This window comes from Streptomyces chlorus (assembly GCF_042655885.1).
In the GTDB taxonomy this organism is placed as follows: domain Bacteria; phylum Actinomycetota; class Actinomycetes; order Streptomycetales; family Streptomycetaceae; genus Streptomyces; species Streptomyces chlorus.
This window is the reverse complement of the sequence record NZ_JBHSOA010000050.1, coordinates 16,952-39,762: the sequence shown is the minus strand read 5'-3', so window position 1 is coordinate 39,762 and position 22,811 is coordinate 16,952. Positions and strand designations below refer to the sequence as shown.

Genomic DNA, 22,811 nt, shown 5'->3' with positions numbered 1-22,811 from the left:
TGAGAGTGCGGTAAGTGATGGTCTAGCTAATTTCGCACCACTTCGTCCCAGTGGGTAGCAGGCCCCTGACCTCGGCTGTCGAGCCAAACCGGGGAGCCGGAGCCGTGCGCTCGGCCAGGGCGGTGATGTTGATCATTCGACCGCCGGAATCGCCCCGTTATGGCATGTCATCACATCGGTGTGAAACGGCAGGAAACATCACTTACCGCACTCTGACACCAAACCGGCACATCGCAGGTGGGCCGTCGACGACGGCGGCACCGTCCTGGACATCCTCGTGCAGAACCGGCGGGACAAGGCCGCAGCCCAGCGATTCTTCCGCCGCCTGTTGAAGACGACGCGCACGGTGCCCCGGGTGATCGTCACGGACAGGCTCCGCTCCTACGGCGCCGCCCACCGCCAGGACATGCCCTCTGTCGAGCACCGTTCGCACCAGGGCCTGACCAACCGGGCCGAGAACAGCCGCCAGCCCACCCGGCAACGCGAACGCGCGAGGAAAGGCTTCCGCAGTACCGGCGGGGCGCAGCGGTTCCTGTCCGCCTTCAGCAGCATCTCACCCCACTTCAGACCCCGACGTCACCTGATGACCGCACACGACTACCGAGCCGAGATGACCGTCCGCTTCGCCATCTGGGACCAGGTCACCGGAGTTGCCGGCCAGCCCGCCGAGGCCTGAACACGCGGCCGGAACCCGGCCCCGCCACGCCCCGACGCACCATCAGACAGTCACGCACCCAACAACGTGACAACGCCCACCGCCGCCATCCCTGGATCGGCCGCGTCGCCGAGGACACCGCGACCGGCCGGCGCGGAACCCTGCGCGCCCCCGACACCGACACGCCCCGCCCGGTGGCGTGGCTCCGGCCTCCCGGCAAAGGCACCAAGCGGACCACCGACCCGAAGGCCCTCGCCGACCCCGCCCCGCTCACGCCGGACATCCCGCCGGATCCCCGGCGCACGGGTGAAGCAATGGCTGTCCCATGCTCCGTCCGGGCCAGCTGCGATTGCCGTGCCTCACCGGGGCCTCTGTGATGAAGCAGGGCGTCTGTGATGCCCGGTGAACTCGACCCTGTGGAGGAAACATGACATCTCGTCGATGGCGTGCGGGCGTGACTGTGACATTCGGGCTTGTCGGCTCCCTGCTGCTCAGCGTCCCCCCGTCCGCCGCCGTGACCGCGCGGATGTCCACCGTGGGGGGCTCCCCGGCGTCGGCGGGCTCCGTCCCGCTTCCCGCGCGGGGGCAGGACTTTGACTCCGACGAGCAGCGCGGGCAGCCCCAGCGGTCCCGGTCCGACGGCGAGAAGACGCGCTGCCTGGGACTGGTGCCGTCGCCCTACCCCTACGCCCGCACGGGGTTCGTGTGCAACGACTGGCGGTTCGGCCCGGCCGTACTGCCGCGCACCGGAATCCTCGGTGGCCTTCTCAAGGACTACAACCGGTTCGGCACACTCACTCCGGTGGAGTTCCTCAACAAGTACTGGAACCCGGTCCTGGACTCGGGCCAGGGCAACTGGCGTTTCCCGCCGAACGATGGCTTCGGCACCGACACCAACAGCCAGGTCATCGCGACCGAGGTGACCCTTGTGCCCGGCCAGCTGCTGGACCGCTTCGGCAACGAATTCGGCACATTCCTCGCGCCGGCCAGGGCCAAGTACGGGGAACGCTCGATTCCGCCGTCCAACCTCAACACCGAGGACCCGCGATACCCCTACAACTACCACCTGTACCGGGTGAAGAAGCCAACCACGGTATGCGCCGGGCCGACCGCCCCGTGGTTCGAACAGCCCGGCGGGGGCGTGCAGTACGTGACCACGATCCGGGTCGGGCAAGGGGAGGTGAAGCCGTACTGCCCCACGGTACGGGACGGCACGACCGTCAACTCTCTGGTGGGCAGCGGCAACCTGGAGCGGGCGAACTAGCACGAAGGGCGAGCGGGAGGGCGAGGTGACAGGATCGGGGCATGGACCGTCAGCTTTTGCATGAGGCGCTGAAGGCGGCCGGGGTCCCAGCAGGCCTGTACGAGATCGCAGGCCGCCCCCGCCCCGATGTCCCTCGGTCAGAGACGTGGCTGTACCTCGAAGAAGAGGCGGGGCAATGGGTGGTGGGCGTCCAGGAGCGAGGCGTACGCACAGTGCTGGAGCGGTTCCCCGACGAGGACCACGCCTGCCGCGGCCTGTACGCCAGACTCACCGACAAGGGCCCCCCACAGTCCCCGCTCACACCCGAGGAAACCACGGAACTACTGTTCGACAGCGAAACCATCCAGCACCGAGCCCGTGAACAACTGGCACAGGCACTGAACACCACCCGAAGACAACCCCACGACGACCCCCACGACGACCCCCACCATAACCACTGAACCAGACACACCAACCACCTGAAGTTCCCCTGGTCATGGACAGCGGGTGGTTACGCTGCGGCAAGTTGCCGGCAGATCGCCGGCCCTTCGCCGGACCGCTCGCGGTCGGCCAGGACGTGCATGATCCGCTGGTAGTCCGGCGACAGCACCGACACATCAAGCCCCTCCCGCCGCACCGGGACCGCCGAACGGGGCATCGCCCCGGGCGCCGCCGGTTCCGGCCCAATCGGCCGGGCATCCCCGGAAACGTGCACGTCCTTAAGCTCGCCGGCCTCGGGCAGCACCTGGCTCACCGTCTCCTTCGCGATCACAAGACGATCCTGCGCGGCCTCCGCCTCCTCCAGCTCGGCAACGAGCCGCTCCAAGTTGTCCCGCAGCGACTCCACCCGCTGCCGGGCAGCGACCTCCCGCTCCTCGAGCAACCCCATCACCGACGGCATCCGGCACCTCCACAGAAGAGAGAACACGACGTGTCATCTCTACTGCAGGGAAGGTGACTCTACGCCTGACCAGCGGAAACCCGGCGATCACACTCGGAAAGACAACAGTTTCCAGATGTTGCAACTACACAGGTAACTGACAACCGGCATCCAGCAGCGAGATGCCGGTGGCGAGGTTCTCCAACGCGCCGCGCAGCAGCGTCCACGGGCTGAAGGGATCGATCTCCCCGACCGTGGTGCTCCGGTCGCCGTGGTCGTGGATGCGGCAGAGACTGAAACCCGGATTCTGTCCAGGAACACCCCCGGAGCGCAGGAGAATGAGACCCACCCGCGCGTCACCGCCCCGCGAGAGGCGGTGGTTTCGATGGCTGCCCGCCGTGCTGATCCTCGGCGTGTTCCTCCTCGACCTCCTCACCCCGCGAGGTGTGAGGGTGTTCATCCTGTTGGCGGCTGCTCCCGTGCTGGTCGCGCCCTGGCTCTCCCTGGCCGGGACGATCGCCACCGGCGGGGCGGCGCTCCTCGCCGCGGTAGTCCTGCCCCTGGTGAGAGGCAGGACGCCGTTCGGCATCGATGATGTCTTCCCTTTCTCCACCTTCGTCACCCTGACCCTCCTGGCCTCGGTCGTCAACCGGCTGCTGGCCCGCGAGCGCCAACAGCTGAAGTCCTCCCGCGAGGTCGCCGAAGCCGTCCAGCGCGCCGTGCTCCCTTCCCCGCCCGGGCGGATCGGGCCACTGGCTGTGGCCGCCCGCTATGAGGCCGCCGCGCGGGAGGCCGCCATCGGGGGCGACCTGTACGCGATCCACTCCACTCCCTATGGCATCCGGCTGATGATCGCCGATGTCCGGGGCAAGGGTCTGGGCGCGGTCCAGACCGTCAACGCGCTGCTCGGCACCTTCCACGAGGCCACCCTCCGCATCCCGGACCTGCCCGGCGTGGTCCGCTGCCTGGAGGAGCGGATCCAGGAGACCCAGGCCGCCGAGAGCGGAGGGGAAGCCGAGAGGTTCGCCACCGCCGTCATCGCCGAACTCTCCGCCGACGGCTCGACCCTGCACGTGGCCAATCGGGGACACCCGGCGCCGCTGCTGCTCCACCATGGCCGGGCCCGCCCGCTGGAGCCGGGTGTGCCCTCGCTGCCGCTGGGCCTGGCCGACCTCGGCGACCCGGACGTCCCGGTCGACCGGTACGTCCTGCCCGAGGGCGCGGTCCTGGTGCTGTTCACCGACGGCGTCGTCGAGGCCCGCGACCACCGGGGAGTCTTCTACGACCCGGTCCCGTGGTTGTCCCGCCCCCTCCCGCCGGACCCAGACCGCGTGCTGGACGCCCTGCTCGCCGACCTGTACCGGTACGCCGCAGGACACCTCGACGACGATGTCGCGCTCCTCGCCATCGGCCTGCCCCCCGACGCGAACGACGGCCCCGGCAAGGCCCCGGCCGTCCACCGGAGGGAAGCAGACAACAGCCGCCGGCGCGCTTGAGGAAACCACGACTCTGCCGCCAATTCCTCGGGGCCGCGGGACCGCACTCCGCGACCTGCGGCGACGCGGCCATGCCCGGCGCTCCGAGCGGCTGTTCCTACGGGACTGGCGAATTACGCAGCAGAGCCACCCACGGGGCACCGGCCAGGCGGGATGGGCGAACCACGGAGCGGAGGTGCGATATCTCGGCCTCATGCCAGTGAGGCTTTTCCATCATCGGTCTGAGCTGGCCAGATGCAGGGTGAGGACGGCCTGGACGAGGCGGGTGATGCGGGTGGTCGAGCACCGGAGCTTGCGGAGGAGCCGCCAGGACTTGAGGGTGGCCATGGCCTGTTCAACGAGTGCGCGGATCTTCGCGTGGGACCGGTGGACAGCCTTCTGACCGGCGGAAAGGGTCTCCCAACGTCCCCAGCACGGGATGCGGACCGTGCCGCCGGCACCCCGGTAGCCCTTGTCGGCCCAGCACGTGATGTCGGCCTCGGCAAGCGCGTCGACAATGCCGTGGGTGATCGTTCCTCACGCCAGCGGACTGTCGGCCAGGGACGCGAGCAGCTGGGCGGGGTCGTCGTAGACCGCCCGCGCACCCGCCTCCTTCAGGTCGGCGCGCGGGATCCCGCCGCACAGCACGCCGACGCAGTGCACCCCGGCCCTGCTGCCCGCCTGCATGTCCCACACGGTGTCACCGACGAACACCGCGCGCTCGGCGGGCACCCCCGCCAGCTCCAGGGCGTGTTCGACGGGTTCGGCGGCTGGTTTGCCCTGCTCCACGTCGTCGGCGCTGGTCGTGGCCTTGATCGCGTCGTCCGCGTCGATCGCCCGGCGCAGCGCGGACAGCTCCGCGCCCCCGGCGGAGGTGGCGAGCACCACCGTCCAGCCGTCCTGGTCGAGGCGGCGCAGCAGCCGGCCGGCGTCCCGCAGCGCGGGCAGCCGGTCGAAGTACTGCCCGTAGAGGGCCTTGTGGGCGGCGCTCAGCTCCTCGTCCCGGTCCTTGTCCCGGTCGTCCCCGAGCAGATGGGCGACGAGGTCGTCGGAGCCGAGCCCGACGGCCCGGTGGATCGCGTGCATCGGCACCTGGTGGCCCGCCTGCCGGAACGCCTCCCACCAAGTGGTCACGTGGAGATGGTTGGTGTCGACGAGGGTTCCGTCGACGTCGAACAGGGCAGCCCGTTCCATGCGCCGGCCCCTTCCTCTCTGTCGTCCTGTGTCGCGGACGTCCACGTCGGTACGGGTTCCACGTCAGGGGCTTGTCACTCCGGCCGGAGTGCAACGTGGCGCGGCGGCCAGGAGACGGCTGCTCACCGTCGGTGCGCGGACTCTATCCACAGGCCCGCGCCCCGAGCATCGCTCGTGAGGCCGCCGCGATCAGCGAGGCGGCCCGTACGTGAGGAGCCGTCATGCCCGACACCACCACGCCGCTCGCTCCGATGACCCCGGACGCGGCCATCAGCGCCTTCGACTACCTCCGGGCCGTCCGGGCCGGCGACGTCGAAGCCGCCCGCGAGTTCGCCGGCGCCGAGCCGCGAATGCCCGCACTGTTCATGGACGTCGCCGAACGGATCGTCGTCCCGATCACCGCGCTGCCGGGCCCGGACGCGGGCGAGCCGTGCGAGGTCACCTTCGCCCTGGAAGTCCTCGGACGCGTCTTCGTGTGGGTAGACGCCGATGCGGGACGGATACTGACCGGACAACTCGCCTCGGGCAAACCACTCGCAATCGTGTGCCACGCCCCTGCCTCGATGCCGGCCACCAGGATCCACGGCGAGTCGCCCTTCAAGGGCTACCGGATCACGGGCTTCACCAATGAAGAGGAGGAGGCTGTCGGACTGGCCGACAAGGCGCAGTGAGCCTTTCCCGGTAACCGGTCGTTGCTCTCGGTGATCGCCGGGCTGTGCTGTGCCTCTGCCCTCCCCAAGTCCGTGCAGCCGCAAGGCCCCCGGTAGGAACGATCTTGCGACAGAAAGATCCGACCGAGCACCCCGGCCGGCGCGTCCGTCAGCCCTGTACGGTCCGCGCACCGGCGCAACAGCACCACCCCGGCATGCCCGATCAGTCTCTTCCCGTCAGCCACCACGGACAGCCGACGGTCCCACCCTGTAGTCCCGCTCACCGGATTGGCGCCCTGATTCTCGCAACGGTTACGGACTAGACACTCGCATCCTCGCAGGTCAGCGGCATCATTCTGCTATCGGGACGTCAGGTCACCCAATTCCGCTGAATACCCAGGGTCAGGCATGTAGGCGCCGCGATGCCGCCGGCCCTGCTGAGCCCGGTCAGGCGGCGGACAGCCCGGGAATGCCGTCGTCGGTCGCCCACCACGCTGGTGCGGCGGGCATCGGCCCGACGCCGATGCCCGCTGCCGGCTTTCCGCCGGTTCAGCTGTAAGGGATCACCAGCACGGACTTGTCCGTGCCCGTCTGGAGCTTCGAGGCGCCGTTGCCGATAGCGCTCCACACCTCGAGGCGTACGGTGCCGCCGTTCAGATTGCCCGGTGCGCCCGTGGACGCCTTGAGACCGCGTGCCTGCGTGTACTCCTCCCATCCGGTGACCGGGTCGGTCGCGAAGTAGTGGTATGTCTCGGTCCGGTCGAAATCGCCGTCGCCGGTGAAGTCGTAGCTGATCCGGGCCTGCTGACCGAGTCCGACCGTGCTGCCCGCGTCCACCTGGAGCCGGAAGGCGGTCTGCGCGCCCGGGGTGAGCGTGCCGTTGACGCCGCGGACCTCGTAGACGAGGGGCTGGTACGGGGTGCCGTCGTGGTTGGCGCCGCCACCGGAGGCGATGGTGTCGCTGCCCGCCGTGCCGCCTGTCGCCGTGGTCAGTGCGCCACCGCTGCGCAACTGGAAGGTGTTGCCGGTCGGCGGTTCCGGGTCGGGGTCGGGGTCCCCTGAACCGGTCCCGGTGCCGCTCGCGGTGGAACGGGCCGGCACGGAGAGGGTCTTGCCGTCGGAGAAGGTGACGGTGCGGGCCGTCGGTCCGTGGTTGTGGGCCGCGTAGGTCCGGGTCGTTCCCTTGGTGAAGACGGCGGAGGTGGGGATGTCACCGGTCACGGTGGCGTCCGGGGCGCCGAGGGTGTCGAGGGTGTTGATCCAGTGGTAGGTGTGCGCCTTCGACTCCCCCTGCTCCGGGGTGTAGTCGGCGTGGCCCGCGTCCCATTTCGCCTTGGCCGCAGCCGGGTCGGCGAAGGACTGGAACTCCCAGAGGATGTCGCGCCATTCGACGGCCGGGCCGCCGTTCTCCCGCTCCATCTCCGCGATGTTGCGCCGGATCGCGGCCTTCTCACCGCCGAGGTGGAGCGATCCGCCGGTCACGGGCAGGACGTTGATGCCGTGGATCTCCTCGGGGTTGGCGGTCCACCAGGTGGCGTAGGCGGCGCCACTGCCCCACACCATGCCGGCTGTGTCGTGACCGAAGGAGGACGGGAAGACCTGCTCGTCGGCGTCGAACCAGTACTGGGCGATCGACTCCGACTCGGTGGTCAGCAGGAAGGTGCCGAGGTCACGCAGCGAAGTGTCACCGGTCGCGGAGCCCCACAGGACGAGGGCTGCGCTGAGGTTGGTGGACTCGGAGGAGGACTCCTGGTTGTTGCCGGCGGCGAAACCCTGATGGCCGGAGGCCCAGCTGTGGCCCGCGTAGACGTCGAAGCCGCGCAGGAAGGGGAAGGCGGTGTCGGTGCGGCTGGGGTTGGCGGCGTCCCGCACGAGGGTCTTGACCATGCCGCCCCAGGCGGAGTCGGCGGCCCATCCCTGGTCGTACTGGGCGACGATCGCCGCCGCGTAGACGTAGTAACTGTAGTGGAAGTGGTGGTCGTTGAGCTCGGTGTCGCTGCCGTAGGAGGCGGGGTAGCCGGTGAGCGTCTTCCAGTCCTTGTCGTAGCTGAACTCGTTCGCGCCTCCCGCCGTGAACCAGTCCTGGAGCTTGCCCTTGATCAGGCCGAGAAGCCTGTCGCGGATGCCGGTCTCGCCGATCTGGTCGGCCACCGGGACGAGCTGGGCGAGGCGGCCGAGGGCCTTACCGGTCCAGTAGGTGTCGGAGGCTCCGGAGAAGGGGTCGGCGGCGTTCACGACCTCGTTCAGGTAACCACGCAGTCTGGCGGTGTCCACGCCGTTCGACTTGGGCAGCGCGGGCAGCACCGCTGCTGCCTTCCGACTTGTGGTGAAGGAGGCCGACTCGCGGACCTTCATGGTGCCGCGTGGTGAGACATAGGTGTAGGAGGTGAGGGGGTCCGTGGTGTTCAGCCACTGGTGGCGGTAGAGGGCCTGGAGCGTGCCGCGCTCGGTGCCTTCCTTCGCGTCGGTGGTGAGCGTGTAGGTGGCCCTGACGGTGCCACCGGTGTAGCTCCAGGTGGCCTCGGAGCCGGTGACGAAGCTGTAGGCGTACTTCTTGAAGGTCGCCAGCGCGCCGGTGGACGGCAGCACGGCGACGGAGAAGTAGTCCTTGGAGCCGAGTGCCGCGGTGACGGTGGAGCCGGCGACGTTCCAGTCGCTGCCGGTCGGCGCGAAGAGGGCGTAGTGATGCCCGGCAACGGTGATGCCGAGGACGTTGTCCTGGTCGGCGAAGACAGTGGGCGCGCCGGCGGTGGTGATCTGGGCGTTGCCGCCGGAGCCCTTGGCGTATACGAACGGGGAGCCGTGGCCGATGGTGGTGCGCAGGGTGCGGGCGCCGTCGGACCATTGGGGGGTGACCGTCCAGTCGGACCAGTCGTCGGCCTTGGTGTCGGGTGAGTTGAGGCCGGTCAGTCCAATGGTGAGGTCGCGCTTGTGGGCGTACTCGTACTGGCGGCCGTCACCGACGATCGCGGGGGTCGTCGGGTAGCCGACGTCGAGCCCGCCGGCCGTGGCCTGGTAGGTGAGGGGGTGTCCGTACATGGGGGTCGAGTACGGGTTGTCGCCGTAGCGCTGGAAGGCGAGGGAGGACCACCAGTCGTTGGTGGGCACGGGCCGGTTGCGGGCGGCGGCGGTCAGCTTGGGCGTGACCGGCGTTCCTGTGTTGGTGGTGGGGCCCGACGTACCGGGGGGCCGGGTGTCGGAGTAGCTGCCGGAGCCTACGGGAACGGTGGCGGCGGCCGCCGGTCCGGCGGCCGGGCCCAGGCCGACGACGGCGAGGGCTGAGGCCAGAAGCAGCACTGCTGCCGGTCTGGTGCGGGGGGATGGCATGCGGCACCTCGAGTCATCACAGGAGGGGGGACTGAGAGCGCTCTCAGATGGCCGGAACGTAAAGCCCCTGTAATGCACGTGTCAATAGATTGAACGCAGTGGGCAGTTGGCGCCGAACCCACAACCCTGACGCCGAAGGCCGCCTTCAATACCGGCCGCACCACCACCCTCGCCCAGGCCGCAGGTGCTGCGGTCGCCGGCCTGCTCGCTGCGACCCGGCGAGGTCATCCGCGGGCGGGGCTGGTCGTTCTCCGCCGGGTGGGGCAGCAGAGAGACGCTGCGGCGTGGGCGGCTGGGCCGGCGCCTCCGCCCGGCGTCCCGGGGCCGGCTCGCTCCGGCCGCCCGCACCCAACTCCGCAGCGTCTCCGCCTTGCCCCCCCCCAGACCAGCGGCGACCGACCTGGTCACCACTCCCGGCCGCGACCCGCACCACACGACCGCGACCGCCCTGAATTCCCGCGGACAGTACTTCACGACCACGGAACATCCGTTCCCCCGAACCTTCAAAAACCAAATATCTCGGACGCCCGGGATCCGAGACCGAACCCCGCCTTCGCCGCCCGGTTCAGGGCGCTGAAAGCATCCTGAAACCGCGCTGAATGCGCCCTGCCGCAACCTCTGCGGCATGACGACAACGACATCGCGCTCTCCCGCCATCGCGGCCAAGGGGCTGCGCAAGGCATACGGGGACAAGACGGTCCTCGACGGTATCGATCTGGCGGTGCCGACCGGGTCCGTGTTCGCGCTGCTCGGCCCGAACGGCGCCGGCAAGACCACCGCCGTCAAGACCCTCTCCACCCTCATCACCGCCGACGCCGGCGATCTGCGCGTCGGCGGCCACGACCTGGCCACCGACCCGCAGGCCGTGCGCGCCGCGATCGGTGTCACCGGGCAGTTCTCCGCTGTCGACGGCCTGATCACCGGCGAGGAGAACATGCTCCTCATGGCGGACCTGCACCTACTCTCCCGCAGAGAGGGCCGCCGTACCGCCGCCGAACTTCTTGAGCGCTTCGACCTGGTGGAGGCCGCGAAGAAGCCCGTCTCCACCTACTCCGGTGGCATGAAGCGCCGCCTCGACCTCGCCATGACGCTGGTCGGCAATCCGCGGATCATCTTCCTCGACGAGCCGACCACCGGCCTCGATCCGCGCAGCCGCCACAACATGTGGGGGATCATCCGCGAGCTGGTCTCCGGAGGCGTCACCGTCTTCCTCACCACCCAGTACCTGGAGGAGGCCGACGAACTCGCCGACCGCATCGCGGTGCTGAGCGAGGGCAGGCTCGCCGCCGAAGGGAGTGCCGAAGAGCTGAAGCGGCTCATCCCGGGCGGGCACGTGCGACTGCGGTTCACCGACCCGGCCGCATACCAGTCCGCCGCCGTCGCCCTGCGTGAGGTCACTTTCCCCCGAACTCTCGGCTTCGCTCGGGCAGGGGGTGCCCCCATCGACGAGGCGCTGTCGCTGCAGATCCCCAGCGACGGCAGCCAGCGCGAGCTGCGCTCCATCCTCGACCGGCTGGACTCGGCCGGCATCGAGGCGGACGAGCTGACCGTGCACACCCCCGATCTCGACGACGTGTTCTTCGCCCTGACCGGCACAGCCAACGCCTCCGACCAGCCCAAGGAGGCTGTCCGATGAGCGTTCTCTCCCTCGCCGTACGCAACTCGAACACGATGTTGCGCCGCAACCTGCTGCACGTACGGCGCTACCCGTCCATGACCCTGAACCTGCTGCTCACTCCGATCATGCTGCTACTGCTCTTCGTCTACATCTTCGGAGACGTGATGAGCGCGGGCATCGGTGGCGGGGACGCCGACCGCTCCGAGTACCTCGCCTATCTCGTCCCGGGCCTGCTGATGATGACCATCGGCAGCACCGTGATCGGGGCCGCGGTGTCCATCTCCATGGACATGGCCGAGGGCCTCATCGCCCGCTTCCGTACGATGGCGGTCCACCGCGGCTCTGTGATCATCGGGCACGTCGTCGGCAGTGTGCTGCAGGTGCTCGCCAGCCTGGTCCTCGTCGGCGCCATCGCCGTGGCCATCGGCTTCCGGTCCACGGACGCCACGGCCCTGGAGTGGCTGGCGGCGTTCGGACTGCTCGCGCTGTTCGCCCTGGCGCTCACCTGGATCGCCGTCGGGATGGGACTGGCCAGCCCGAACCCCGAGGCGGCCGGCAACATGGCCATGCCGCTGATCCTCCTTCCGCTCATCTCGAGCGCCTTCATCCCGGCCGACACGATGCCGGGCTGGTTCCAGCCGATCGCCGAGTACCAGCCGTTCACGCCGGCCATCGAGACCCTGCGCGGCCTGCTGCTCGGCACCGAGATCGGCAACAACTGGTGGATCGCGATCGTCTGGTGCGTCGGCCTGACCGTGCTCGGCCACCGCTGGTCGACGGCGTTGTTCAACCGCGACCCGAAGTAGCCGATACAACCGCGCGGGCTGCCTCCCGCAGCTCGTCCCGCTCCAGGGCGGCGTACTCCGACACCGCGTCGGCGTACGCCGCCCTGTCGGCGTCCTGGGCCGCCTTCCGGGCGCGGTCCACCGACATCGTCGGCTGGAAGTCGCGCAGCACCCGCAGCCGTTCGGCCAGCGCGATCATCCGTACGGCACCGGCACCGTCGTCGCCGGACGCGAGCCCCGCCATGCCGAGGGCGTGCAGCACCGTCCCGACCACAGGGAGCTCCATGGGCGAGCCGGCCGGACCGGAGAGCAGGGTCCGCAGCCCCTGCCGCAGCCGGTCGACCGGCTCCGCGACCAGCTCGAGCCGGCCGGCGTGCGCGTGCGCCGTCACCGCCGCCGACTGGACCTGCAGTGCCCACGGATCGAGCCAGGGGGCGCCGCCGTGCATCGAGCCGGCCTCGTGCATTCGCTCCACGGCGCCGCGCCACAGGCCGAGCCCGACCTCCGTCAGCCCGCGGGCGAGCGCGATCTCGGCGCGCCCGCCGAGGTCGGGCCGGTAGAAGGCGTCCTGCTGCGGGATGTTGTCGCTCTCCGCCTGCCGCAGCCAGTACTCGGCCTCGTCGGGGTCGCCGCGCTGCAGGCAGGCGAGGACGAGGAGCCAGCGGATGAAGAGGTAGTCGTGCCCGTCGCCGAGCCGCGGCAGCACCTCGAGCACCGCCATGAGATGCCCGTACGCTTCCTCGCCCTGCCCCATCCGCAAGCACAGCTCGCTCAGCCGGGAATGCCCCATGAGCTGCACGGACGGGTTGTCGACCGGAGCCAGTTCGGTGATTGTCCGGTGGGCCGAGGCGAGCGCGCGGTCGATGTCGTGCTCGTACTCCCAGACGTAGGTGGCGACGCTCTCGGCGATGCCGGCGACCAGCGGCTGCTCGCTGTCGCTGTCGCAGAGCCCCCTCAGCACGTCGTAGTCGGGAGGCAGCATCTCGGGGACCGCGCTCAGCACTGCCGCGGCGGCGCGCAGCAGCGTGTCCGGCGGGGCCGGGGGCAGTCGCCGGAGGGTGACGAGCTGGCGTACGGCGACCGGGCCGTAGCCCATGAACAGACCCGCCGTGCACAACACCGCAGCGGCGCGGGCGACTTCGACGTATTCGGGCCCGGGGTAGTAGTGCGACAGTGGCGGGCCGGTGTCTGCGGCGAGGGCGGCGAGGCGGGGAAAGTTGGAGTCGTTGGACCACAAAGAGGCGAGGACGGCGGTGAGGGCGGCGGTGGTGGGGCCGTCCGTACGGGCGAGGGCGTGTCGCAGGGCCAGCACGAGGTTGTCCTGCTCGGCCTTGATCCGCTCCCTGGCGGCAACGGGGTCTTCTCCCCTGCTCGAGCGAAGCCGAGAACTCGGGGAAGGTTCCGAGTCGAAGAGCCAGTCGTGGTACGCGACCCCGAAGTCCCGCGCCCAGGCGAGGACCCGGCCGATGGCCTCGTCTTCCTCGCCCGCCTCCGCACGCCGGGCCGCGCTGAACTCCCGTACGGTCTCCAGCATCCAAAACCGCACGCCGACCGGGGTGTCGACGACGGTCAGCAGGGACTGATCGGCCAGCTGCTCCAGCAGCATCAGCGCCCCCTCGCCCAGCACCTGCTCCGCCGCTTCGCCCAAGAAGCCGCCGGGGAAGACGGACAGCGTGCGCAGCGCCGCCCTGGCGTCCTCCGCGAGCAGGTTCCAGCTCCACTCCACGACCGCGTGCAGCGTGCGGTGGCGCTCCGGCACATCCCGCACCCCGCCGCGCAGCAGCGCGAACCGGTCGCCGAGGCGGCGCGCGATCTCCGGCACCGAAAGGACTCGCACCCGCGCCGCGGCCAACTCCACGGCGAGCGGCAGCCCGTCGAGGTGGCGGCACAGCTCGGCCACCGCGTCCGGCGGCAGCTCCACGCCGGGCCGGGCGGCCCGGGCCCGCTGCGTGAACAGCTCGACCGAGGTGTCGAGCCCGAGCTCCGGCAGCGCGTACACCGCCTCCGAGGTGAGGCCGAGCGGGGCCCGGCTGGTGACGAGCACCCGCAGGTCCTTCGAGGACGAGACCAGGGCCTGTACGAGGTCGGCGGCGCCCCGGACGACCTGCTCGCAGTTGTCGAGGACCAGCAGAGCGGGCCCGGAGCCGAGTACACCGAGGATGCCGGACACCAGGTCGGCCGGGGCGTGGCCGCTCATGGCGCCGGGCCGTCCCTCGCCCGCGCCGAGCGCGGAGGCCACCTCCGCGGCCACGTCCGCGTCCGCGGTGACGCCGGCGAGCGGCACGAAATACACCACGCGCTGTTCGGCCCGGCGGCTGACGGCGTACGCGAGCCGGGTCTTGCCGAGGCCGCCGGGGCCGACGACGGTGACGGCGCGGGATGCGCCCAGCAGCCGCTCCACCGCCGCGATGTCCTCGTTCCGGCCGAGCAGCGGGTTCGGCTCGTGCGGCACGCCGTGCCTGACCACGGGCGCCTCGCCGCGCAGCAGCTCCTGCTGTACCGCCTTGAGCCCGGCGCCCGGACCCGTGCCGAGCGCCTCGCGCAGCTCACGGCGGTACGCCTCGTACCGCGTCAGCGCGGCGGACGGGCCCGCCGTCGCCGCCTCGCCGCGCAGCAGCTCGGCGAGCACTTCCTCGTCGCGCGGATGCTCCGAGGCGGCCACGGCCAGCGGTCCGGCCGCCTCCGCGTGCCGACCGAGGCGGGCGAACGCGAGCGCCTTCGCGCGTACGAGCGTGCCGCGGACGGGGGCCCGCTCGGTGCGCAACGCGGCTACGGGGTCGTCGGGGGCGCCGGCCCCGTCAGGGGTGCCCGCCCACAGCGCGAGCCCGGCCTCGGCCGCAGCCAGCGATCCCGCATGGTCCCCGGCCCTGGCCCAGTCCGCGCTCGCGGTGGCGTGCAGCAGCAGGGCAGAGCTGTCGACCTGATCCTCGGCGAGGGTGAGCCGGTATCCGGTCGGCGTGCTGACGAGGACATCGGCGCCCAGCTGCGCCCGCACCCTGGACACGAGGACCTGCACCGCCTTTCCCGGCCGCTCCGGCAACTCGTCCGGCCACAGCCCTGCCACAAGCCGCTCGGTGCTGCAGCCCGTGCGCAAGTCGCCCGCGAGCAGCGCGAGGAGGCCCCGGAGCCGGGGCGCGGTGACCTCCTGTCCGCGATAGGCGACACGCGGCAGCAGGGTCAGGTCGGTGGTCACCCGCGCAGATTAGCCAAGGCACCGGCCGCCAACACTCCTGCCGCGGGCCGAACTCCCGCCGCGCGGGCGGCAGCCTGGTCGTGCGGGACGGCCAAGGGTGAAGTGATCACGCAGGCGTACGCGACCACCGAGGCCGGTCACGGCGGACTGGTGTGCTCGTGGGCGGTGGAGCCGGGTCGGTACGGAAGCCGCGTCAGCTCGGTGCCCCCCGGGGGGGGATCGAGACACCGCCGGCCAACACCGGGCTACGGACCCAGGGCGACCCTACGGCGGGTCGAGCAGTTCGTGCAGCACCGGCGAGGTGCTCGCCTTCTCCACGGCTCCTCTTCCGGTTGACTCGCGCTGTTTACGGACTCGCGTTGTCGCCTGACCCGGGGAGTCGCCCGGCAACCAAAATGGTCGCCGTCAGTCGGCACGCGTCCCCCCGGTAGGCCCGTTTCCACAATCCTGAATCGCCCCGGGTTTGATGGAGACATCGAAGACCCGGAAGGATGCCGATCATGGCTGCGCCCAAGAAGTACTCCGACGAACTGCGTGAGCGTGCGACACGGATGGCGGTCGAGGCCCGCAAGGACCCCGCCGGCCGGACGGGAGCGATCCGCCGCATCGCCGAACAGCTCGATGTCCACCCCGAGGCCCTGCGGACCTGGGTGAAGCGGGCCGAGACCGACGAGGGCCTGCGCGAGGGCACCACCAGCGGCAATCGTGCCGTTCTCTCCTTTGCCCTGTACGACCGTCACGTTCAGTTCCTCGTCGGCGCTCCGTGACTCTTTTGCCACCACCGCGACCTCCACGTCCCCCGCGAGTTAGTCAGGTCAACTTATCGGGTAATCGGGCCCACTTGGGTCCCCTGTGTCGCTTCTGTTCCACGTCAGGCTCACGGAGAAATTGGCCGCCGTGGCGGTGTTGGCCAAGTCCGCCTCGGCCGACAGCGACAGCGACAGCTCGAACTCCAGCGCGTTTTCGTCTGGTGCGTTTGCCGGCCCACAGAACCCTGTTCACGAAGCTCTCCGCCACTGGCCGCACTGTGTCGAGCTTCTGTCCGCACGACCGCTCCGCCCGGGTTACGGAGCGGCCTCCGCGTCCCACTCGGACGAGGGTTTCGTCCACCTCGCGGAGGTGAACACGGATCGCTTCGTCACTGTCGTCCTCCAACGACACCTCGACCGTGCGGACAGGTCGTTCGCTCACTGCACCCTTCAGCACTCGGGAGGAGAGATCGTCAGCCCGTGTCCCGCAGTGCCGCAGTTGGCTCTCGACGGCCCGTCGCCCGTCGCCGGGCGACGGGCCGGGCCTCCGTGCGGTTCGCGTTACGTGCGGTCCGGGGGACGCAGTTCGACCGTCCGGGCATGCAGGATCCAGGAATCGGACCTCAGGAACGCCCGGCCAGGAAATCGGACAGGCCGGCCAGCAGCCGCTCCACATCTTCTGTGTTGTTGTAGGGGGCGAGGCCCACACGAAGTCCTCCGGTGTCCGAGAGGCCGAGCCTGCGGGATGCCTCGATCGCGTAGAAGGCCCCGGACGGCGCGTGGACACCGCGTTCCGCGAGGAACCGACAGGCATCCGTCGTGCTGCGACCGTCGACGGTCAGCAGCAGGGTGGGCGTGCGGTCGGTGGCGTTGGAGTGGACCGTGACGCCGTCGAGGGCGCTCAGTCCCTTGTCGATCTGGGCCCGCAGGTTTTCCTCGTGTCCCTCGAGCGCCGCGAACGCCGCGGCCAGTCGCTGTCGTCGGGTGCCTGATGCACGTGCGTCGAGTCCGGCGAGGAAGTCGACGGCGGCACGGGTGCCCGCGAGGAACTCGTAGGGCAACGTGCCGAGTTCGAAGCGTTCTGGGACGACGTCGGTGGAGGGCAGCAGCTTGTCGGGATGCAGTGTCTCCAGCAATTCGGGCCGGGCGGCGAGCACTCCGTGGTGCGGACCGAGGAACTTGTACGGGGAACAGGTGAAGAAATCCGCGCCCAGCTGCTCGACGTCGACCAGGGAATGGGCGGTGTGGTGCACACCGTCGACGTACAACAGCGCACCCGCCTCGTGCACCAGGCGGGAGATCTCGGCGATCCGGGGACGCGTGCCGATCAGGTTGGAGGCGGCGGTCACAGCGACCAGCCGGGTGCGTTCCGAGAGCACTGCCCGGATGTCATCGACGGTCAGTTCCCCGGTGGCCGGATCGAAGTCGGCCCAGCGTACGGTGGCTCCGGCCAGGGTTGCGGCCTGGACCCAGGGGCGGATGTTCGAGTCGTGATCCAGCCGGGTCACGACCACCTCGTCCCCCGGCGACCACGTCTTGGCAAGGGTGCGCGAGAAGTCGTAGGCGAGCTGCGTGGCGCTGCGCCCGAACACGATCCCGGCCGGGGCCGCTCCCAGGAGGTCGGCCAGAGCCTGCCGGCACCCGGTGACGATGCTCTCGGCGTTGCGCTCCCCGATCGCCCCCTGTCCCCGGTTCGACAGCGGGCTGCTCAGCGCGTCCGAGACGGCCTCGATGACGGGCCGGGGGGTCTGGGTGCCGCCCGGGCCGTCGAAGTGGGCTGTCCCGGCGGCCAGCGCGGGGAACTGCGCGCGGATGGTTTCGACGTCGTACGTCACGAAAGCTCCTGTTCGTCCCAGGGCCCTCTCCCACGGTTCCTGCCCGGCAAGGGCCGAAGGAGAGGACCCGGCGTGGGCGACTGCCCACCGGTCGGTCCTGTTCCCGATTCTGTCGCCCCTGGCCGGAGCAGGACAGAGGCAGACGATCACGAGTTATGGTCCGGCTTCGTCCCGCTCCGTGGCCGGTCACCGTCCTTCAATGCCTGTACAGCGTGCAGTCGCCGGTGAATACCTTGCCGAGGCCCTCCGGTGTCTTCACCGTCGGCGTGGGGGACGTCGTGACGTCCGGTGCAGAGCCGTCCGCGCCACTCCATGTCGTACACACAGCGTCGTACACACAGTGTCGGAGCCCGGACGCCGGGAGGGCGTGCGGGCTCCGACGCCGGGGACGTCACTCCGAGATGTCGACCTTGCCGTTGGCGGGCTCGACAGGAGCGGGCGTCGTCGACGTACCGCGCTGGGTGAGCCCCTGGAGGAGCTGGGCGAGGTCGACGCCGGTGGCGGAGTTGAGGAGCTCCATGCCCTGGACGACGTTGTCGGTGACGGTGCGCGTGAGCTGCCCCGCGCCATCGGTGGAGATCACGGTCAGCTTGTCCACGGCGGCCAGCGGCTCGGCGGCCCTGCCGACGACCTGCGGCAGCACCTCGACCAGCATCTGCAGCACCGCCGCGTCGCCGTAGCGTTCGAAGGCGTCGGCCTTCTTGTGCATGGCGTCGGCCTCCGCCGAGCCCTTCGCAGCGATCGCGGCGGCTTCGGCGTCACCCTCGAGGCGTACGGCGTCGGCGAGCGCCGCGCGGTGGGCCTTCTCGCCCTCACCGGTCAGCCGTGCCCGCTCGGCAGCCGCCTCGGCCTCCTTGACCGAGGCGATACGGCGGGCCTCGGCCTCCTGCTCGGCCTGGTAGCGGGCGGCGTCGGCGGGCTTGCGGACCTTGGTGTCCAGTTCGCGGTCGGTCAGCGCGGCCTGCCGGGCTGCGACCTTCTCCTGCTCCTGCAGGACCTCCTGCCGCCGGGCTGCCTCGGCGAGCGGGCCGGCGGCGTCGGCGCGGGCGGCGGCCTCGTCCGTCTCGGCCTTGATCTCGGCCTGCTTCAGGGCGTAGGTCCGCTGGGCGATCGCGATCTCCTCCTCCGCCTTGAGCCGGGCCTGCTCGGAGGCGCGCCGGGCGACGGCCTCGGCGATGTCGGCCTCCTGCTTGGCCCGGGCCGCCTCGGGCCGGCCCAGGTCCGCGAGGTAGGAGCCCTCCGTGGTGATGTCCTGGATCTGGAAGGCGTCCAGCACGAGCCCCTGCCCGGACAGGCTGGCCTCGGCCTCCTCCGCGACCTGTCCGGCGAAGGCGGCGCGGTCACGGATGATGTCCTCGACGGACATGCGCCCGACGATGGAGCGCAGCGCGCCGGACAGTACTTCCTGGGTGAAGCCGACGATGCCGTCCTGCTGGTCCAGGAAGCGCTGGGCAGCGGCGCGTATCGAGTCCTCGGTGCCGCCCACCTTGACGATGGCGACACCCTCGAGGTTCGCCTTCACCCCGCGCAGGGTGACCGCGCCCCGGACGGCCACCGGGATGTGCCGGCTGGACAGTTCGAGGGTGAACTTCTGCTGGACGAAGGGCACGACGAAGACACCGCCGCCGACCACGACCTTCTGGCCGCTGTTGTCGGTGAAGATCCGGCCGGTCTCGGGGTCGGTGGACTTCTTGCCGCGTCGGCCGGTGACGATGAAGGCCTCGCTGGGGCCCGCGACCTTGTAGCGGGTGACCACCACGAGAGCCAGCAGGACCAGGAGTACGACAACTCCGACCACTGCCATCAGTACAGAGCTCATATGTGTGAAATCTCCTCAGCCCTCCCGGGGGACGGCGATGTGGTTCGGATCGAACATGAACATGGGCGACGTAAAAAACACAGGAGACGCGGGAGACACGCCGGCCGCGGAAACGGCAGGCGCGGGCGGGGGCACGCTGCGGTGACGTACCGTCAGTGCTCGACCGGCCGGACCGCCACCGATGTCGCGGACAGCGCGGACTCCACCCAGACCTCGGCGCCCCGCGCCACGGGCCCTGAACTCTTCGCGGCCAGCTTCAGCGGCTGCCCGGCGAGATACACCAGCACCTCGCCGTATCCCTCGGCCGGGATGGCGGTCACCACGGAGCCGGAGGTGCCGACGAGATCGCCGCCGCGTGGGGTGGCAGCGGTCTGGTCCCGCATGAGGGCGCGGCTGAACTTCCAGGTCAGCCACCCCGCGGCGGCCCCGGCCACGACACCGGCCGCCGTCGCTCCGGTGACCCCCAGGCCCGTCGTGCCGAGGACGATCGCGCCGCCGAAGCCGAGCATGGACACGAACCCGGCGATGACCGGCAGCGACAGTAGCCCGTCGAACAGCCCGTCCAGCACGCCACCGAACACGCCTTCCAGGATCCCGTCGAAGATCAGCGAGAACAGCAGCAGAACCAGTCCCGCGATACCGAGACCCACAAACCAGTCCATTCGGGCCCCGCTTTCACTCGAAAGATCTCCCGCACCCGCATGTTCCCATGCGACCCGGTCCGGGCACATTGCCAGAACCCGGCAATCTTTACGCGTTCTTCATGCCGCCTTCCAACGGACGCCGGGGTTCCGCTCTCACTCCGGCCGCGGTACGGGCCATGTGGACGCGAGGCGAGATGCTTATTAGTCCGCCGCGTCTCGGCCCGGGGCACGGTGGGGCGCCGGGCGGCACGCAGCCGTTGCCCTACTCCGGCAGGATCGATGCCCCTGGGCCGAACGTGGGGGCATGTGGGTGCCGTCCAGCTGGGGCCGTCGGCGCCCATGCCGTGTCCCGGTCGGCGATGTTCCGGCGTACGACGAGACAGGTCACGGCGTGGGCGGCGGCGCGGTGGGGGCGACGCCGAGGGCGGTAAGGAGGGCCCAGCCCATGCTGCGGCCGCGGATCTGTTCGCTCGTGAGCGGCGGGTCCGTGACCTCGCTGTCGGTGGTCACCCGGATGCGCACCGGACTGTCGGCAGGCAGGGCAGGACGTCCAGCGGGGCCGGGCCCGGGGAGAGGCAGACGATCGCGTCCGGTAGAGGTCGGCCGCAACGGGTGCCATGGACAGCGCAAGCGGGAGGCGGCCGCCTGTTCCGTACTCTGGCGGTATGCGCATGCGCCCCACTCTGAACTGGCTCCCTGCCGAGGACCTGCCGCCGGGCACCACGGATCTGGAGCCGGTCGCCGATGCGCTGAGCACCGGCGGTGTGCTGGTGCTCAGCGGGGCGGGGATCTCCACGGAGTCGGGCATCCCCGACTACCGGGGCGAGGGCGGGAGCCTGAGCCGGCACACTCCGATGACCTATCAGGACTTCACCGCCGGCGCCCAGGCCCGGCGCCGGTACTGGGCGCGCAGCCACCTCGGCTGGCGCACCTTCGGCCGCGCCCGCCCCAATGCCGGGCACCGGGCCGTGGCCGCGTTCGCGCGGCACGGCCTGCTCACGGGTGTGATCACCCAGAACGTCGACGGCCTGCACCAGGCCGCCGGCAGCGAGGGCGTCGTGGAACTCCATGGAAGCCTGGCCCGGGTCGTCTGCCTTTCCTGCGGCACTCTCAGCCCGCGCCAGGAACTCGCCCGGCGGCTGGAGGAGGCCAATGCGGGCTTCGAGCCGGCAGCCGCCGGAATCAACCCGGACGGTGACGCCGACCTCACCGACGAACAGGTCAAGGGTTTCCGCGTGCTGCCCTGCCCGGTCTGTGACGGCATCCTCAAACCGGACGTGGTGTTCTTCGGCGAAGCCGTTCCGCCACGGCGGGTCGAGCACTGCCGCACGCTGGTCCGTGAGGCGGCCTCGCTGCTGGTCCTGGGCTCCTCGCTGACGGTGATGTCCGGGCTCCGGTTCGTCCGCCAGGCAGCCCAGGCCGGAAAACCCGTGCTGATCGTCAACCGGGATCCCACCCGGGGCGACCGGCACGCCGCCGCCCGGATCGCGCTTCCCCTGGGAACGGCCCTCACCACGCTGACCGACCAGCTGGGCACCCCCGTCGACGACGAGTTGACGGCCTGAGTGAGGCGGTGACAACGGCGGGAGCGTCGCGGACTCCTCGCGTCGGCCCCTCGTGCCGACGCGGAGCCGCAACGCCGAGCACGTCTGCGGCACGTGGGGCGAACCAGGGGTGGCGCGGCGCCGGCTTCCATGAGCTCTGCGATGACCGGCGAGGGGGCAACGGTCTCGTGGAAGTGCAGATCGGTGGCCTGCCCTCCCCCACCGCCTGTGCGTGCTCACTGGTCCTGGGCGGGGCTGGGCCGGCTGTGGCGTTGCTGCTCCGGGTCGGGGCTCGAACCCGTGAGGGTCCAGCTCGCGAGAAGATCCAGAGCCCGTTTCGATGGTGACCCGACCTCGGTGGTGTAGAGGAACAGGGTGGTGTCGGGGTCCCCGGGCAGGGTGAGGGTTTCGTATTCGACGGTGAGGTCACCGACGAGGGGGTGGTGGAGGTGTTTGGAGCCGTAGGTACGCTGGTGGACGCGGTGCTGCTGCCACCAGTGGTCGAACTCCGGGCTGTGTTCGCGCAGTTCTTCGACGAGGGCCGTCGTGGCCCGGTCGTGGGGGTCGCGGCCCACCTCGAGTCGCAGACTCTCGACCGCGGCGCGTGCCTGTTCCTCCCAGTCCAGGAACAGGGTGCGGGTGTGGTCGTCGAGGAACATCCAGCGCGCGTAGTTGCGCTGCCCGGGCGGCAGTTGTTCGAAGTCGGCGAAGAGCGCGCGTGCCATCCGGTTGGCGGCGAGGATGTCGGTACGCCGGCCCAGGATCAGGGCGGGTTCACCGTCGAGGGCATCAATGAGCTGGTAGAGGCCCGGTCGGATGCGCTGGACCCCGACGGGGCGTCGACGGGCCGACACCGTGGTGACCCCGATCAGGTCCTGGAGGTGGGCCTTTCCTGCGGCGTCGAGGTTGAGGGCACGGCTCAGGGACTCGAGCACGGCGGGTGAGGGTGTGATGCGCCTGCCCTGTTCGAGGCGGGCGTAGTAGTCGGTTGACACTCCGGCCAGGAGGGCCACCTCCTCGCGGCGCAGGCCCGGCACACGGCGGACGCGGCCGTCCGGAGGGAGGCCCGCTCGCGAGGGATCGACCTGTCCTCGGGCTCGTCTCAGGAAGTCGGCCAGTTCACGATTGGTCTCAGCCACGCGTACCAGTCTCGCCCCTGTCGGGCGTTCCTGACTGGCCCTGCGAGTCCTGGGTTCCTCC

Annotated in this window: 18 protein-coding genes and 2 pseudogenes; 9 read left to right on the top strand and 11 right to left on the bottom strand. The window is 70.4% G+C overall.

What is annotated here, in order from left to right; translation table 11 throughout:
- Positions 1-241 precede the first annotated feature (241 nt).
- The 3 genes and pseudogenes from ACFPZI_RS22550 to ACFPZI_RS22540 form a co-directional block, all read left to right on the top strand.
- Positions 242-676, top strand: a pseudogene (locus ACFPZI_RS22550) (IS6 family transposase); the annotation flags it as partial.
- A 433-nt stretch (positions 677-1,109) separates the two neighbouring features.
- Complete coding sequence (locus tag ACFPZI_RS22545; protein ID WP_381365837.1) at positions 1,110-1,919, top strand: TNT domain-containing protein; 810 nt, start codon at positions 1,110-1,112, stop codon at positions 1,917-1,919.
- 41 nt (positions 1,920-1,960) lie between these two features.
- Positions 1,961-2,359, top strand: coding sequence for a hypothetical protein (locus ACFPZI_RS22540; RefSeq protein ID WP_381365834.1), 399 nt, complete (start codon positions 1,961-1,963; stop codon positions 2,357-2,359).
- A gap of 50 nt (positions 2,360-2,409) precedes the next feature.
- On the opposite strand, the gene ACFPZI_RS22535 is transcribed toward ACFPZI_RS22540, so the two are convergent.
- Together ACFPZI_RS22535 and ACFPZI_RS22530 are read right to left on the bottom strand one after the other, a co-directional pair.
- Complete coding sequence (locus ACFPZI_RS22535; protein ID WP_381365831.1) at positions 2,410-2,799, bottom strand: hypothetical protein; 390 nt, start codon at positions 2,797-2,799, stop codon at positions 2,410-2,412.
- A gap of 124 nt (positions 2,800-2,923) precedes the next feature.
- On the bottom strand, positions 2,924-3,127 hold the full coding sequence (locus tag ACFPZI_RS22530; RefSeq protein WP_381365828.1) for a hypothetical protein: 204 nt from the start codon (positions 3,125-3,127) through the stop codon (positions 2,924-2,926).
- On the opposite strand from ACFPZI_RS22530, the gene ACFPZI_RS22525 reads away from it, so the two are divergent.
- A complete protein-coding gene (locus ACFPZI_RS22525) occupies positions 3,117-4,274 on the top strand; it encodes a PP2C family protein-serine/threonine phosphatase (RefSeq protein WP_381365825.1) in 1,158 nt (385 codons plus the stop codon). The two genes, ACFPZI_RS22530 and ACFPZI_RS22525, sit on opposite strands and share 11 nt — an antisense overlap.
- Positions 4,275-4,487: 213 nt before the next feature.
- On the opposite strand, the pseudogene ACFPZI_RS22520 reads toward ACFPZI_RS22525, so the two are convergent.
- Positions 4,488-4,778: pseudogene (locus ACFPZI_RS22520) on the bottom strand (transposase family protein); the annotation flags it as partial.
- A 12-nt stretch (positions 4,779-4,790) separates the two neighbouring features.
- Positions 4,791-5,447 carry an HAD family hydrolase gene (locus tag ACFPZI_RS22515; RefSeq protein ID WP_381365822.1) on the bottom strand — a complete coding sequence of 219 codons (657 nt, stop codon included), beginning with the start codon at positions 5,445-5,447 and terminating at the stop codon, positions 4,791-4,793.
- A gap of 221 nt (positions 5,448-5,668) precedes the next feature.
- Here ACFPZI_RS22515 and ACFPZI_RS22510 point away from each other — a divergent pair, with 221 nt between their 5' ends.
- The gene (locus tag ACFPZI_RS22510) at positions 5,669-6,118 is read left to right on the top strand and encodes a type 1 glutamine amidotransferase family protein (RefSeq protein ID WP_381365820.1); all 450 of its coding nucleotides are present in this window, start codon (positions 5,669-5,671) and stop codon (positions 6,116-6,118) included.
- A 528-nt stretch (positions 6,119-6,646) separates the two neighbouring features.
- Here ACFPZI_RS22510 and ACFPZI_RS22505 read toward each other — a convergent pair.
- On the bottom strand, positions 6,647-9,424 hold the full coding sequence (locus ACFPZI_RS22505; RefSeq protein ID WP_381365817.1) for a glycosyl hydrolase: 2,778 nt from the start codon (positions 9,422-9,424) through the stop codon (positions 6,647-6,649).
- Positions 9,425-10,049: 625 nt separating this feature from the next.
- On the opposite strand from ACFPZI_RS22505, the gene ACFPZI_RS22500 reads away from it, so the two are divergent.
- Entirely contained in the window at positions 10,050-11,060 is a 1,011-nt protein-coding gene (locus tag ACFPZI_RS22500) for an ATP-binding cassette domain-containing protein (RefSeq protein WP_381365814.1), read from the top strand.
- Entirely contained in the window at positions 11,057-11,848 is a 792-nt protein-coding gene (locus ACFPZI_RS22495) for an ABC transporter permease (protein WP_381365811.1), read from the top strand. The genes ACFPZI_RS22500 and ACFPZI_RS22495 overlap by 4 nt, the downstream gene beginning before the upstream one ends.
- Here the strand turns inward: ACFPZI_RS22495 and ACFPZI_RS22490 are convergent.
- On the bottom strand, positions 11,829-15,020 hold the full coding sequence (locus ACFPZI_RS22490) for an ATP-binding protein (RefSeq protein WP_381365809.1): 3,192 nt from the start codon (positions 15,018-15,020) through the stop codon (positions 11,829-11,831). The two genes, ACFPZI_RS22495 and ACFPZI_RS22490, sit on opposite strands and share 20 nt — an antisense overlap.
- 500 nt (positions 15,021-15,520) lie before the next feature.
- On the opposite strand from ACFPZI_RS22490, the gene ACFPZI_RS22485 reads away from it, so the two are divergent.
- Positions 15,521-15,787 carry a transposase gene (locus ACFPZI_RS22485; RefSeq protein ID WP_381365806.1) on the top strand — a complete coding sequence of 89 codons (267 nt, stop codon included), beginning with the start codon at positions 15,521-15,523 and terminating at the stop codon, positions 15,785-15,787.
- Positions 15,788-16,392: 605 nt separating this feature from the next.
- On the opposite strand, the gene ACFPZI_RS22480 is transcribed toward ACFPZI_RS22485, so the two are convergent.
- The 4 genes from ACFPZI_RS22480 to ACFPZI_RS22465 form a co-directional block, all read right to left on the bottom strand.
- Positions 16,393-17,604: a cysteine desulfurase-like protein gene (locus tag ACFPZI_RS22480; protein ID WP_381365803.1), complete on the bottom strand. Its 1,212-nt coding sequence runs from the start codon at positions 17,602-17,604 to the stop codon at positions 16,393-16,395.
- A 391-nt stretch (positions 17,605-17,995) separates the two neighbouring features.
- Complete coding sequence (locus ACFPZI_RS22475) at positions 17,996-19,423, bottom strand: flotillin family protein (protein ID WP_381365800.1); 1,428 nt, start codon at positions 19,421-19,423, stop codon at positions 17,996-17,998.
- A gap of 152 nt (positions 19,424-19,575) precedes the next feature.
- The gene (locus ACFPZI_RS22470; RefSeq protein ID WP_381365797.1) at positions 19,576-20,085 is read right to left on the bottom strand and encodes a hypothetical protein; all 510 of its coding nucleotides are present in this window, start codon (positions 20,083-20,085) and stop codon (positions 19,576-19,578) included.
- A 366-nt stretch (positions 20,086-20,451) separates the two neighbouring features.
- Complete coding sequence (locus ACFPZI_RS22465) at positions 20,452-20,577, bottom strand: hypothetical protein (protein WP_381365794.1); 126 nt, start codon at positions 20,575-20,577, stop codon at positions 20,452-20,454.
- Positions 20,578-20,732: 155 nt separating this feature from the next.
- Here ACFPZI_RS22465 and ACFPZI_RS22460 point away from each other — a divergent pair, with 155 nt between their 5' ends.
- Positions 20,733-21,632 carry an NAD-dependent protein deacetylase gene (locus ACFPZI_RS22460; RefSeq protein WP_381365792.1) on the top strand — a complete coding sequence of 300 codons (900 nt, stop codon included), beginning with the start codon at positions 20,733-20,735 and terminating at the stop codon, positions 21,630-21,632.
- Positions 21,633-21,847: 215 nt separating this feature from the next.
- Here ACFPZI_RS22460 and ACFPZI_RS22455 read toward each other — a convergent pair whose 3' ends face one another.
- Entirely contained in the window at positions 21,848-22,750 is a 903-nt protein-coding gene (locus ACFPZI_RS22455; RefSeq protein WP_381365789.1) for a helix-turn-helix domain-containing protein, read from the bottom strand.
- Positions 22,751-22,811 lie beyond the last annotated feature (61 nt).

Excerpts from the sequence above, each read along its gene's own strand:
- ACFPZI_RS22540 (WP_381365834.1), top strand. The coding sequence starts at position 1,961 with ATGGACCGTCAGCTTTTGCATGAGGCGCTGAAGGCGGCCGGGGTCCCA.
- ACFPZI_RS22535 (WP_381365831.1), bottom strand. The coding sequence starts at position 2,799 with ATGCCGTCGGTGATGGGGTTGCTCGAGGAGCGGGAGGTCGCTGCCCGG.
- ACFPZI_RS22525 (WP_381365825.1), top strand. The coding sequence starts at position 3,117 with ATGAGACCCACCCGCGCGTCACCGCCCCGCGAGAGGCGGTGGTTTCGA.
- ACFPZI_RS22515 (WP_381365822.1), bottom strand. The coding sequence starts at position 5,447 with ATGGAACGGGCTGCCCTGTTCGACGTCGACGGAACCCTCGTCGACACC.
- ACFPZI_RS22510 (WP_381365820.1), top strand. The coding sequence starts at position 5,669 with ATGCCCGACACCACCACGCCGCTCGCTCCGATGACCCCGGACGCGGCC.
- ACFPZI_RS22505 (WP_381365817.1), bottom strand. The coding sequence starts at position 9,424 with ATGCCATCCCCCCGCACCAGACCGGCAGCAGTGCTGCTTCTGGCCTCA.
- ACFPZI_RS22500 (WP_381365814.1), top strand. The coding sequence starts at position 10,050 with ATGACGACAACGACATCGCGCTCTCCCGCCATCGCGGCCAAGGGGCTG.
- ACFPZI_RS22495 (WP_381365811.1), top strand. The coding sequence starts at position 11,057 with ATGAGCGTTCTCTCCCTCGCCGTACGCAACTCGAACACGATGTTGCGC.
- ACFPZI_RS22485 (WP_381365806.1), top strand. The coding sequence starts at position 15,521 with ATGGCTGCGCCCAAGAAGTACTCCGACGAACTGCGTGAGCGTGCGACA.
- ACFPZI_RS22475 (WP_381365800.1), bottom strand. The coding sequence starts at position 19,423 with ATGAGCTCTGTACTGATGGCAGTGGTCGGAGTTGTCGTACTCCTGGTC.
- ACFPZI_RS22470 (WP_381365797.1), bottom strand. The coding sequence starts at position 20,085 with ATGGACTGGTTTGTGGGTCTCGGTATCGCGGGACTGGTTCTGCTGCTG.
- ACFPZI_RS22460 (WP_381365792.1), top strand. The coding sequence starts at position 20,733 with ATGCGCATGCGCCCCACTCTGAACTGGCTCCCTGCCGAGGACCTGCCG.